This is a genomic window from Radiobacillus sp. PE A8.2 (assembly GCF_045635475.1).
Lineage (GTDB): Bacteria > Bacillota > Bacilli > Bacillales > Amphibacillaceae > JBJGXI01.
Map to the genome: position 1 here is coordinate 85550 of NZ_JBJGXI010000009.1, position 13300 is coordinate 98849.

12 protein-coding genes are annotated in these 13300 nt (G+C 38.4%); 2 read left to right on the forward strand and 10 right to left on the reverse strand.

The window, feature by feature from the left end:
• Positions 1 to 188: 188 nt before the first annotated feature.
• The 9 genes from ACI6MV_RS07150 to nadB form a co-directional block, all read right to left on the reverse strand.
• Positions 189 to 767, reverse strand: a complete 579-nt coding sequence (locus ACI6MV_RS07150; RefSeq protein ID WP_407269577.1) for a BofC C-terminal domain-containing protein — start codon at positions 765 to 767, stop codon at positions 189 to 191.
• A gap of 258 nt (positions 768 to 1025) precedes the next feature.
• Positions 1026 to 1547 carry a YhcN/YlaJ family sporulation lipoprotein gene (locus tag ACI6MV_RS07155; RefSeq protein WP_407269578.1) on the reverse strand — a complete coding sequence of 174 codons (522 nt, stop codon included), beginning with the start codon at positions 1545 to 1547 and terminating at the stop codon, positions 1026 to 1028.
• A gap of 70 nt (positions 1548 to 1617) precedes the next feature.
• Positions 1618 to 2358, reverse strand: a complete 741-nt coding sequence (gene nadE, locus ACI6MV_RS07160; protein WP_407269579.1) for an NAD(+) synthase — start codon at positions 2356 to 2358, stop codon at positions 1618 to 1620.
• Positions 2359 to 2393: 35 nt separating this feature from the next.
• Positions 2394 to 3356 (reverse strand): phosphotransferase, encoded by a 963-nt coding sequence (locus ACI6MV_RS07165; RefSeq protein ID WP_407269580.1) that lies wholly within the window; start codon positions 3354 to 3356, stop codon positions 2394 to 2396.
• Entirely contained in the window at positions 3349 to 4503 is a 1155-nt protein-coding gene (safA, locus tag ACI6MV_RS07170; RefSeq protein ID WP_407269581.1) for a SafA/ExsA family spore coat assembly protein, read from the reverse strand. The genes ACI6MV_RS07165 and safA overlap by 8 nt, the downstream gene beginning before the upstream one ends.
• 243 nt (positions 4504 to 4746) lie before the next feature.
• Complete coding sequence (locus ACI6MV_RS07175; protein ID WP_407269582.1) at positions 4747 to 6678, reverse strand: fructose-1,6-bisphosphatase; 1932 nt, start codon at positions 6676 to 6678, stop codon at positions 4747 to 4749.
• Positions 6679 to 7025: 347 nt separating this feature from the next.
• Positions 7026 to 8132, reverse strand: a complete 1107-nt coding sequence (gene nadA, locus ACI6MV_RS07180) for a quinolinate synthase NadA (protein ID WP_407269583.1) — start codon at positions 8130 to 8132, stop codon at positions 7026 to 7028.
• Entirely contained in the window at positions 8110 to 8982 is an 873-nt protein-coding gene (gene nadC, locus ACI6MV_RS07185) for a carboxylating nicotinate-nucleotide diphosphorylase (RefSeq protein WP_407269584.1), read from the reverse strand. The genes nadA and nadC overlap by 23 nt, the downstream gene beginning before the upstream one ends.
• Positions 8979 to 10562: an L-aspartate oxidase gene (gene nadB, locus ACI6MV_RS07190; RefSeq protein WP_407269585.1), complete on the reverse strand. Its 1584-nt coding sequence runs from the start codon at positions 10560 to 10562 to the stop codon at positions 8979 to 8981. Before nadB ends, nadC begins: the two co-directional genes overlap by 4 nt.
• 133 nt (positions 10563 to 10695) lie before the next feature.
• On the opposite strand from nadB, the gene ACI6MV_RS07195 reads away from it, so the two are divergent.
• Both ACI6MV_RS07195 and ACI6MV_RS07200 read left to right on the forward strand, forming a co-directional pair.
• Positions 10696 to 11847: an IscS subfamily cysteine desulfurase gene (locus tag ACI6MV_RS07195; RefSeq protein ID WP_407269586.1), complete on the forward strand. Its 1152-nt coding sequence runs from the start codon at positions 10696 to 10698 to the stop codon at positions 11845 to 11847.
• Positions 11840 to 12382 (forward strand): transcription repressor NadR, encoded by a 543-nt coding sequence (locus tag ACI6MV_RS07200; RefSeq protein WP_407269587.1) that lies wholly within the window; start codon positions 11840 to 11842, stop codon positions 12380 to 12382. The genes ACI6MV_RS07195 and ACI6MV_RS07200 overlap by 8 nt, the downstream gene beginning before the upstream one ends.
• 44 nt (positions 12383 to 12426) lie before the next feature.
• Here ACI6MV_RS07200 and pheA read toward each other — a convergent pair whose 3' ends face one another.
• Positions 12427 to 13293: a prephenate dehydratase gene (gene pheA, locus ACI6MV_RS07205; protein WP_407269588.1), complete on the reverse strand. Its 867-nt coding sequence runs from the start codon at positions 13291 to 13293 to the stop codon at positions 12427 to 12429.
• Positions 13294 to 13300: the final 7 nt, after the last annotated feature.

Below are 13300 nucleotides of genomic sequence, written 5' to 3' on the forward strand. Positions count from 1 at the left end.
CCTCCCTCAATACAGATGACACTCCACTTGTTACAACCATTTCGTAAACAACAAAATGCCTTCTTTAGTATAAAGATAGAATGGAATAACTATCAACAAAAATCATCCAAAAATAATTCATAGTTGATTTCTAAACAATAAAATAAGCCTTCCCTCATATAAGTGAGAAAAGGCTACTAATTATTATCTTAACTACTGACAGACCGCGATGGTGCAAGTCCTCGATATGCTTCTAGAACGTATTCATATACTTCTTTCGAATCAATTTTAATTCCGTTTTGTAGCTGCTCTGCCTGATAGCTTTCTAGTTCACTCGTATCAATTTGATAAAATGATTGAATGACTTGTTCCTGCATCGGCCGACCATTAAAAATGGTTAATATCCCATTTTTTAATCCAAAATAGCCTTTTTCTTTTAAATATGGAGAAATGTCTGCTATTTCTTGGCGGAAGACAATTTGTCCTTGTTTTTGATCAACTAACTGCCAGCCATCATAATATGCCCAAAAGTCTTGCATCGACCAAATTGTTTCTGTATGTGTCGTCTCTTCGATTTTTCCATCCATATAATGTCTTTGTAAAATGACCGCTAATTCCAATGGTTCACGATCTTTAACTTGTTCCGGTGCTTCTTTCGTTTCCATTGTTACTTCCTGTTTTTGCCCTGACTGTTCATCCTGCTCTACTGGCTTGGCAAATACCCAGAAACTTGTAAATATAACACTTAATGATACGAACAATACAAATAAAATTAATAGACGCTTCATGTTATTCACCCCATTTTTCAGAAAGTACTATTGAAAATAACTTCTATTCTCAGTATGTCCAATAGTTGAAGAACTATCCAAAAATTATAGAAAAATGTGGGGATTTCAAGTATATAATTGATAAAAATCCTCTATTACTTTGAGTTAGTTTTCATAATTACCTTCACTGCTATTTGCATCAACATACGTTCGCGTGAGACTAGCTTAAGTATTATGAATTTAACTAACTCATTGCAACAAAGGATCCACTACATCTTATTATTCAATGCCTTCTTTTGCATCCAAATCACGCATTTGATTCCAATATATCGCATCTGTCTGAATAATAACTTCTTTATCTGTAACGATTAGCCCAACACGCTTCTCTATTTCATTAATAATTGGAGCGATGTCTTCATCATAATAGCGTTGGTCAAGCATAACGGCAACAATAACGCTGTCCTCTCTTAAGAAAGCTTGTGTTAATTTCACCTCATTCATTTGATTTACGAATTCTGCAATTTGCTGTGATGTCTCATTATAGAAGCTTTTTGAATAAGAATCATTTGCTTGGCTATCCGGCCGTCTTAGATCATCCTGATATCCTTCCAAATATTCTTCTTGTAATTGATCATTATCATTTTGCTGTTGTCGCACTTGCTGAAGATGCATATCCGATTCGGACTGAAACCCGATTGGCTCCTGTTGATATTCAGCGGTCTGGTCGATATCTGCTTGTTCATTATCGTTCTGACAAGCAACTAACACAAAAAGAGTTCCCAGAATCCAGATTTTGTTCATAAAAAAACCTCCCTTACGATTAGATTGAGTAAGGGAGGTTTTTTTAGTCAGTTATTTTGTGGTACGTTAACTAAAATTTCTCAGGTCCACGTGCCATTTCGCGTTTATGTGCGGTGTTTCGATGCAACCGTTCAATAATTTCTTTATCTTGTTGAGGAATCTCTTCCCCTTGTAAGTATTTGTCAATCAACGCATAACTTGTACCCATTTCGTTCTCATCTGTCTGACCTTCCCAAAGACCGGCACTTGGTTGCTTGTTAACCACTTCATCTGGAACCCCTAAATACTTTGCAATTTCACGAACCTCGCCTTTGGTTTGATGTACTAATGGTACTAAATCAACGCCACCGTCACCGAATTTGGTAAAGTAACCTGTGTACCACTCTGCAGCGTTGTCAGTGCCTACCACCATGTACTTGTAGTTAGTAGCTAATGCATACAACGTGCTCATGCGTAAGCGAGCTCGTAAATTTGCGTCAGCCAACTGTTGCTGCTCTGGATTAAGACCTTTTTGTTGCTCTAATTCTTGTTGCATCGTTGTGAAAAGCGTATTATGTGTTTCGGTTAAATCTACTGTTACAGAATCAATGCCACAGGCTTCGATCACCCTTTTGGCATGTTCCATATCCTGTGGGTTACTTTTACATGGCATAATAACCCCTAGAGAGTGTTCCGGAGCAGCTCGTTTAATCAAATTAGTTACAACAGCGGAATCAATTCCGCCACTTACTCCAACTAAAAGACCGTCTACACCTGATTCTTTAATTTGTTGCTGTAGCCATTGGACAAGCTTTTCTACTTTTTCTTGCATGGAAATAGTCCCCTTTCCTGATCTTCATTTTATCTTTAATTTAGCATAAGCATCACAGCTTCGACAAACTTCTTCCTTTGCATCCATTCTTCTGTCAACTGAATCAAGTAATCATTTATGTCTTCCTCCATCGGTTCGCTCTGCAAAAAATAACCCCACTCACGAATTATATCTGCTGGAATCGCTACTCCTAATAACCAGGTTTCTTTGTCTGCTACTTTATTACTTAGTGAATGATTTAACAAAGTATGTAAGTCTGATTCCAAATACGGAAGAAATCGTTGACCTAGTTGAATATAATCATATGTTTGTGGTGAAAGTGATAGCAAGTCGAAATCGATTAAATGTACTTGTTTCTTATTATCCCTCAAAAAATTATGCGAAGCAACATCTCCGTGAATCCAAGTAGACAAATCGACAGCTTTTTTTTCAATTACATGCCAGTCCAGTTGTGAAAACCGTTCGAGCAACATGTTCATTACAGTTACTATGTCCTGATATAATGCTGTATACCCGTGTTTCTTCAAGATTAGTTCTGTTGCTTCTAATCTGCCAATCCTACTTTTCCATTTTAAATAAAGGGGTGGATTTAGCCTTGGATGATCAAGGACTACACCAGCAGAACTGTGATGAAAATTAGCAATCGTTTCAACTGCAGCGATACGGTCTTCTTCAACAGAATAATCTAACGATTCACCTTTAATATAGGGAGACATAGTCCAATAAAATCCGTAGCCCTTGATATATTGTGAACCATTTGGAAAACGGATAAACGTGTAACTGGTACGATCGACCACTTCAAAAAACTGCCATTGCTGCTCAAGAATACGCTTAGAGCGATAACCTTTAAGAATATAAGCATTTCCATCTTCTGTAACTGTATAAAGCACATGGTTCTTAATAGGCTTTACAAAATTAATATTAAGCCACCCGGATTCTTTAAAAAAGGAAGCGAGACGATCTATAAAAGAATCGTCTCGACTATATTCCTTATTCATTTTCTTCATCATCTTCACGGTAATATGGATAACCCATTCCTGGTTCTGGAACATTTGGTTGGAATTGCGGATATCCCATTGGCGGTACCTGGTATCTTGACTGTGGTGGTACCATTCCTGGACCATATGCTTGTTCTTGTGGTACCATTCCTGGACCATAGCCCTGTTGCCATTGCGGCATATATGGTGATTGTTGCATTGGTTGTTGTGTCGGATAACCTTGACCGTAACCTGGATAGCTTTGATAATCAGTTGGCGCATATGGCTGTTGCCCTGCTGGATAATTTGGTGTATAGCCTGGGTATGATGGATAACCTGGTTGTTCATACGCTTCGGGTTGAGACTGTGGATATGGTCCATAAGGTTGCCCATAGCCAGAAGGCTGATGATTTGTATGATTTTTTGTAGGTGTCCCCGCTAAATTTGCAGGCATTTCAGGCATTTCTACACTGCTTGATTCCATCCATTCCGAATTACTATATTCCATTTCTGCAGTTTCATAAGGACCATATGGTACGTTTGGTGTAGCATACGGTGATATATTTGTTGGCATTTGTTGTACAGGATAAGGTACTGGATTCATTGGTGTACAATAATGATTATTCATCGGCTGCTGGTAAGCTGGCATCACTGGCATTTGTGGCTGCGCAGGATAATTGCTCGGCTTCTGTTGGTGTCCATACGGGTATGGCTGTTGATTAGTTGCTGCAGGTAATGTTTGATTATACTCTGGAACTGGTGGGATGTTTACCGGTTGCATCGGTAAACTTTCCGAAGCATGTGTCGGTTTTTTATGGTCATCTTCTTTCATGACAGGTATCGCCTTTTTAGACTCATCTTTGTAAGGATGTTGACTAGGTTTTTTTGTTTCCTTTTTAACAGGATATTTAGTCATATTCTTTTCAACGTGAACTTTTTTCTTATCTGGGTACTTCTTCATTTCTTTATCCATTGGTTTGACTTGCTCTTTCGGCTGTTCCTTTTTCACTTGTTTCGTCGTTGTAGGTACCTTTATTTTCATTCCTGGCATGATCATATCCGGGTTAGATAACTGGGTGTTTACTGCCTTTAACTCTTCAAAATCCACCCCATACTTTTCTGAGATTTTCCATAACGTTTCACCTTTTTGAACTACATGAATTTTCAACGCTGAAACTCCCTTCTATATTTAATAACACGTTTGGCTAATATTAGAACAATTCCATAACAACATATGCGAATGCCCTAGAAAAGTTGAATGATTGTAGGCAGATATCAGGAAATTATTGCAATGAAATGTACATACAGAGGTGAATAACAGGAAGACGAAATATTATGAACAAGATTTTTCACAAAATAAAATCCCCTTGAACAATTATATTCAAGAGGATGTCGTTTATAGTATAAACTTTTAATTCATATAGCGATATTTCATCAAACTTTTTAAAATGGAGATTTCCTGTAAAATTTTCTCTCCGATATTCGATTCTCTTACCTTTTTTCTTTCCAGTTCTTTGTCCACTAATCTTGTTACCGATAACACATCAGTTCCATCTCTTAGCACATCTTCTTTAGAATTAAACTTTTTGTGGGCAACAAGCTGCATGCCGTAAGAATTAAATAGTAACGTGTATCCAGCAATACCTGTTGTCGATTGATAAGCCTTAGAGAAGCCACCATCAATAACAACCATCTTTCCATTTGCTTTTACTGGATTTTCACCGTCAATTTCTTTTACCGGTGTATGTCCATTGATAATATGACCTTGGTCAGGATCTAAACCAAATTCTTTTAAAATTTTCCGGCAGACTTCCTCATCTTCACGTAGATAATAGTATGGATTTTTCCTCTCTTTGTGGGTTTCTTTATCTTGAATAAAATACCTTTCAAAGGTTGTCATTTCTCGTTTACCAAACAAAGATGAATGTTCGCCAATCCATAAGTACCAAACCATATCTGTAGCAATGTCTTCTGTCTGTTCAGGATGTGCAAAACTATGTCGCAAATAACTTTCAAAAACATCAAGCAGCTCACGACCTGCATACGTTTTATTCTCAATAACCATTTTTTGCATATTTCCTGTTTCTTCTAAAGGAATACATCCATGAATTAACAAGTTCTCATTATATTTCAAATATAGACTTCCTTTTTTCATCAAGAACTTCATATGTCTGGCTAATTTTTCCGAATGTTGGACAGAAAATAATAGCTTGTCCATAACCTCTTTCTCTTCCTCTAATAACTGATCAGGTTGCTCCGGATTAATCGTAGCAAAACAAGTATTTTCAAGAGGATAGGTCTTGCCATGGATCGTTATTTCTTTAAGATCAAAATCAACTTTTTCAAGCAAGAGTCTTCCTGACATGTTGAAGAATGGACGTCGCTTTATAATCGGGCTTTCCAATTTGAACTGAATCATTGCGATAGCTTGGTGTATTTTCGTCACCTGTAATTGATCTTGATCGGAGATCTTATCCTCGATATGGATTTTTGGTCTAAAAACCGGATTATCACCATAATATTTTTCCGCAAGATTAAGTAGCGGGCGAAGATTGATGCCATATATATCTTCAATAATATCTAAATTCCCATAGCGAGCACAGATCCGAACAATATTCGCTAAGCAAACCTTTGATCCTGCGTAGGCACCGAGCCATAGCACATCATGATTTCCCCACTGAATATCAACCGAATGATAATTGATTAACGTTTCCATTATTTTATCTGGTTCAGGTCCACGATCGTAAATATCTCCCACTACATGAAGATGATCAACGACTAGTCTCTGTATCGTATACGCAAGGCCAATAATAAGCTTATCCGCTTGACCGAGGGAAATAATTTGTTCAGCAATACTCGAGTAATATTGTTTTTTATTTGTATATTCATCGTTTTTGTACAATAACTCTTCAATAATAAAAACAAATTGGCCTGGTAACGCTTTTCGTAATTTCGTACGTGTGTATTTCGAGGAAGTATAAGGAATGAGCTGGATCGTATGTTCAATAATTTCGATATACCATTGCTTTAATGCTTCATCATTTGCAAAATTATTTTTAATTAGCTGTAACTTTTCTTCTGGATAATAAATTAATGTCGCAAATTCATCAATTTCTTTTTCCGATAATTCCCCTTTGAATATATCAGTTATTTTTTCTTTTACTTTCCCTGAACCATTCCTTAATACATGTTGAAAGGCTTGATATTCCCCGTGCAAATCACTAACAAAATGCTCTGTCCCTTTTGGTAGATTGAGAATCGCCTCAAGATTAATAATTTCCGTAGCAACTTTTTCTTCGCTATCATATTTTTGAGCTAGCAAATCTAAGAATTTTGTGTTCAAAATTCTTGCCTCCCCCTTAAAATGAACAATATCTACAATTTGATCAACGCCAACTTCTACTAAGACTTTAACCTGTATCAATATGTTAAAATGGACCGCTAAAGGTTCTGATAAATCTGACAATATTAGTTTATTGTACCATAAAGTGACACAAAAGTTAGCGTTTCTTAAAATCAGAGATCACCTATAATTAATTCTATTTATAAGTAGGGATTTAGAACATTGCGTAAAACTAATTATAGTCCATTCGAAGGTCAAAGGACTTGACCAGCCCCTGTTCAAAAAGAAAAAAAATACCCTATAAGGCAGACCAAGCGTGACTACACTTTAGGGTATATAATTTGTTATTAAACTGTTTGCAGCATACGCGCAAGCGCCGCTGTAGACTGTTGTGAGGTTGTTTCATCTACGATAATCTGATTTATTATATTGCCTTGTTCTAACTCTTCTAATGCCCATAATAAGTGCGGCAAATCGATTCGATTCATCGTCAAACACGGACACATATAAGGATTCAATGAAATAATTTCTTTGTCGGGGTGATTGGCGATGATCCGATTAACTAAGTTCATCTCCGTACCAATTGCCCATTTACTGCCTGCTGGTGCTTCGTTAATCATATCGATAATGTATTTGGTTGAACCGGCATAATCGGATAGTCCGACAACCTCTCTACTACACTCTGGGTGAACAAGTATATTCATATCTGGATACTGTTTACGTACATTTTCGACATTATTAACTGTGAAATTCTCATGCACAGAGCAGTGACCTTTCCAAAGAATCACTTTAACCTTCTCCAAATCACCTTCATATTCAAAACTGTCCGTACGTGGGTTCCATACAGCCATCTCGTCAAGTGGTACACCCAAATCATAAGCTGTGTTTCTTCCCAAGTGTTGATCTGGTAAAAATAAAATCCGTTGCTTTTGTGCGAATGCCCATTTCACCATTTGCTTGGCATTCGATGATGTTACTGTTGCTCCACCATTTTTTCCAACAAATGCTTTAATTGCAGCTGTTGAGTTTACGTATGTTAGTGGCAATACAGTATCACCAAATGTATCTTGTAGTATCTTCCAGCTTCTTTCTGTTTGATCAATATCAGCCATATCGGCCATCGAACAGCCAGCACGCATATCCGGTAAGATAACCTTCTGATGATCATCTGTCAATATATCGGCAGTTTCAGCCATGAAATGAACGCCACAGAAAACAATATATTCGGCATCTTTGTTTTGAGCGGATATTTGCGCTAATTGTAACGAGTCACCAGCAGCATCAGCAAATTGGATGACCTCATCCTTTTGATAATGATGACCAGGAATAAATAGTTTTCTACCAAACTTTTCTTTAATCTCTCTTACCCTATGTTCCATTTCTTCTCTACTAAGTGTTTTATATTTTTCTGGCATGTCTTGATGCAGTTGTTTAAACGTTTCTAACAAACTCATTTTGCTTCCCCCCTGTTTTACTAGTAACGTTAAAGCTAATATCAAGTGCTTTTACGGAATGGGTTAGAAATCCGAGAGAGACGAAGTTAACTCCTGTCGTTCCGTAGTCAGCAATATTGTCAATTGAGATATTACCAGATGCCTCCGTAATAATATGGGATGGCACGAGTAGGACAAACGATCGCACTTCCTCTGGTGTACGATTATCAAACATAATCACATCTGCACCAGCATGAACCGCTTCTTCTACTTGCTCTTTACTCTCGGTTTCTACTTCAATTTTCACCATATGACCTAATTGTTCTCTTACTTTTGAAACGGCCTTCGCAATTGATCCGCAAAAAGCAATATGATTATCCTTGATCATAACACCATCATATAAACCAAAACGATGGTTTTTACCTCCGCCACAAGTAACTGCGTATTTTTCAAACATTCTTAAGCCAGGTGTTGTTTTCCGCGTATCACAAACTTTCGTCGTCTCACTGTTTAAAGTTGTGACTGCTTGTTTGGTTATCGTTGCAATTCCACTCATCCGCTGCATCAGATTTAGAATCACGCGTTCTCCTGTTAATAAGCTTCGGACACTGCCAAAAACTGTGGCTATCTTTTCGCCAGCTTCTACAACGTCACCATCTCGTTTGTGGAGACTAACTTCGATTGTCGGGTCTAACAATGAATAGCCTTTTTCAATAATGCTTACTCCAGCTAGGACCCCCGATTGCTTAGCAATAAAAGTTCCCATGCCTTGTTGCTCTGCTGGAAAAATATGTTCACTCGTTAAATCACGATCACCGATGTCCTCTATAAAAAATTCGTTTAATAGTTCTGTTAGTTTAATATTATTCATCGACTTCCTCCAATAGCTATTGAATGGGATTGGGCCATGTCTTCTTCCTTGCTTCGAATAATCGACTGGTTTAGCCATATTTTATCATCTCCAAAAGGGTAGTCCTTACGGTAATGCCCGCCTCTGCTTTCTTTACGGGCTTGTGCGGATGTAACAACTAACCAAGCCGTTGTCAGCATATGAATGATTTCCATTTGTTCTTTCGTGCAATTCATCACATGCATTTGCAAGTTTTCTTTAACGTTGAACTGTTCCAGCCATTTCTTTGCCTTCTCTAAGCCTTCATGTGTTCTTTCAATTCCTGCAAAGGTAGTCATGATCTGTTTTATTTCTTGCTTACTAGGCACTTTTATAGGAGATACCCTTACCGGGGAATGCTTCGGTATTTGTCTTTTTATATTATTTTGCATCGCTTTTTTTATAATGTTATTAGCAACAAGGTTGCCGAACACAATTCCTTCCAATAATGAATTGCTCGCCAGTCGATTAGCCCCGTGAACACCTGTACAGGCAACCTCACCTACCGCATATAAGCCCTTCACACTCGTTTGACCTACAGCATTTGTTTTTACCCCACCCATCAAAAAGTGCGCGCCAGGGGCAACAGGAATCAATCCTGTGTCTATATTTATGCTTGCTTTTTCACAAAATGAAGTAATCGTTGGAAACTTCACTGCAAAATCATCAATCATTGAAATATCCAAATAGATTTGATTTCCATTCAACATCTGTGTGTGAATCTCTCTTGCCACTACATCACGAGGAGCTAAATCTGCTAACGGATGAACAGTTTGCATAATTCTTGTACCGTCGGCATTTACCAAAGTCGCACCTTCGCCTCGAACCGCTTCAGATACTAACCCGTATGCTTTACCACCAACTTGTAACATCGTTGGGTGAAATTGAATAAATTCAAGATCAGCAAGCGTAGCTCCTGCGTGATAAGCCAAAGCGATTCCGTCACCAACAATGGTCGGATCGTTAGAAGTAACCTCGAACAAACCTCCACAACCACCCGTAGCTAAAATAACATTGTCTGCTGCATACGTTGTATGTGCGTCATTAGAATCACACGCCACTACACCTACACAATGACCATCAGCTACAATTAAATCAACAACAGCTTGATCCTCGACGATTGCCACCTTGTTCTCTATCCGGTTCATCATAAATTGCATGATAACCTTCCCAGTTCTATCACCGCCTGCATGTAAAATACGACGATGTAGATGGGCACCTTCTTTTCCAAACAAAAGCTTTCCGTCTGGATTTGTATCAAAACTTAAACCTTGAGTGATTAATTTTTCAATATATGCTGGTCCCTTTTCAACCAAAACTTGTGTGGTATACGGATTGTTTATATGGCATCCAGCTTCGATCGTATCTGTAAAATGAGCCTGCCAATTGTCAGTATTTTCTAGCGCGGCAGCAATCCCACCTTGCGCACGAACGGAGTTACTGTGCTGTTTGTTTGATTTTGTTAAAATAATCACATTCATTTGTGCATGTTCACTTAACTTATCAGCCACCGTTAGGGCAGCTAAGCCACTACCAACAATGACAATATTTTTTTTAATCATAAGCCCACCTTTACCCAAGTGTCTTTACACCTATATTTACACATAAATTGATAGATGACAAGACTTTTTTTCGAGTATTATGATAGGATATAGTTAACAGAGCTCGGAGACGAAGTGAAAGGGAGTATAACCTATGATTTACTTAGATTATGCAGCAACAACACCGGTTAGTGATCATGCTTTACAAGTTTATAATGAAGTATCCAAAAACATGTATGGTAATCCGAGCAGCTTGCACGATATCGGTTCACGAGCGAAGCAATTGTTAGAGCATGCAAGACAGGAATTAGCACTTTTATTGCACGCTGATGCAAGTGGTATTTATTTTACGAGTGGTGGAACAGAATCAAATGTGCTAGCAATTGATGCAATTTTAAGAGGCAATCAAAAAAACGGAAAGCATGTAATTACGACTAGAATGGAGCATGCCTCACTGCAATCATATTTTCAACAAATTACAAAACAAGGATATCAGGTAAGCTACGTAGCTGTTAATGAACACGGGGAAATTGACATCAATCACTTAGCGACATTAATCCGCGATACGACAGTGCTCGTCTCCATTCACCATGTAAATTCAGAGATCGGCGTAATCCAGCCAATTAATGAGATTGCAGAACTCGTTCACACGTATGGTGCACTTTTTCATAGTGATTGTGTGCAAAGCTTTGGAAAATTACCGATCAATATGAAAGAATCAAAAATTGATAGCATTTCGATTTCATCGCATAAAATTTATGGACCGATGGGTGTAGGAGCCGTTTATTTAAATCCTAGTGTTGCTTGGGAGTCAACTTCAACAAGTCTAAATCAGGAAAACGGCTTTCGTGCAGGTACCGTCAATGTCCCTGGCATTGCGGCATTTGTGACAGCAGCGCAAGCAAGTTGTATAGCTATGGAGCAAGAACTCACGAAAATATCAAGCCTTAGAGAGCGTTTTATCAACTTACTAGATGACGGGGGTTTTGCTGGTCATGTGTTCACCAGCAAAAATGGACAATTACCACACATTATTGGCATCCTTTTAGATGGTCTTCAAGGTGATTATGCGATGTTGGAATTCAATCGTGCTGATATCGCCATCTCAACCGGAAGTGCGTGCAGCGTTGGCCAACAGCAGCCATCAAAAACAATGCTAGCAGTTGGGAAAACTGATGTAGAAGCAAAGCGATTTATTCGGCTATCGCTCGGCAAACAAACCACAGTTGCTGATATTACAAAGGCTGCTACAATTTGTCTTCAATTATCGGCAAGTATGACAGGAAGGGGTGCTACACATGGATGAATCCAAAAAACTAGCAGGAGATAAACGCAGGCAGTTTATTTTATCATTGTTAAAGGAACGTAACCAGCCGATAACGGGTGGTGAGCTGGCCAAGCTAACCAATGTGAGTCGACAAGTAGTTGTTCAAGACATATCGCTGTTAAAAGCTGGACAGGAGCAAATCATCGCAACGAGCCAAGGCTATTTGTATTTACAAGATAACCAGCAACAGAATACTTACCAGCTTACTGTTGCGTGTAGTCATACACCTGAGAACACGAGAAAAGAGTTAGAGCTTATCGTCGATCACGGTGTAACCGTCAAAAACGTATTTATTGAGCATCCTGTATATGGTGATTTAACAGCATCGATTATGGTTAGTAACCGAATTGAAGTCGATCTATTCATTAAGAAAGTGCAAGCAACCAATGCCCCTTATCTACTTCAACTTACTGAAGACGGTGTGCATCTGCACACACTAGAATCGGACTCAGAAGACAAGCTTCAATCAGCATATAACTCACTTGTAGAAGCAGGCTTCGCTTTAGAATCATAAAAAAAACAACCAATCACAAATCGTTGTGATTGGTTGTTTTCAGTTTATCCAGAATGTCCGTTTACCATATAATACGGATAGCTTCCCAATACAGACACCGTGCATCCAAGAGATTCCAGCTCTGCAATCGCATTCGGAATAAGCACATCATCCATTAGTTGCTCAATATCGATAAGAAAGAAATAATTGCCCAAACCTGTTTTCATTGGTCGCGATTCAATTTTTGATAAATTCAGCTTGCGCCATGCAAATACTGATAATACTTGATGTAGCGCACCAGCTTGATCAGAACCTAGCGTAACGACTAAAGTAGTTTTGTTTCCTTTAAGCTCAAGTTTTTTCGCTTCGAAAGGGTAACTATCTTTATGTAGTACAACAAAGCGCGTATGATTGTTAGAAAAATCATGTATATCCTTTTTCACGATTGTTAATCCATACTCCTGTGCTGCAAGATGGTTAGAAATTGCACCAATATTTAAATGCTTGTGATCACTAACATACTTAGCCGCCGCACTTGTCGATGTGGTGTACTCCGCTGTCGTGCTTGCTAAATTATCATGTAGAAAATGGTGGCATTGGGCAATCGCATGGGAATGCGAATAAACGACATCTAAGTTTTCCCAATTGGACACGTTGTCCGGGTGCACCATCAAGTGTTGTCTAATTGGTACAATCACTTCTCCGACGATTTTAAGTGATCGATTTTGTATTAAATAATCAACAGTTAAATTGACCGAGCCTTCTATCGTGTTTTCTAATGGCACAACACCCAGCTCGATCTCGTCTTTTTCAACAGCATCGATACATTCGGGAATTGTTGTATAGCTCTTTTTTCCTTCTCCATTGAAAAGCGCATCTACCGCGATTTTCGTAAACGTTCCTTTTGGTCCCAAATATCCTATTTCCGACATTTCCAGC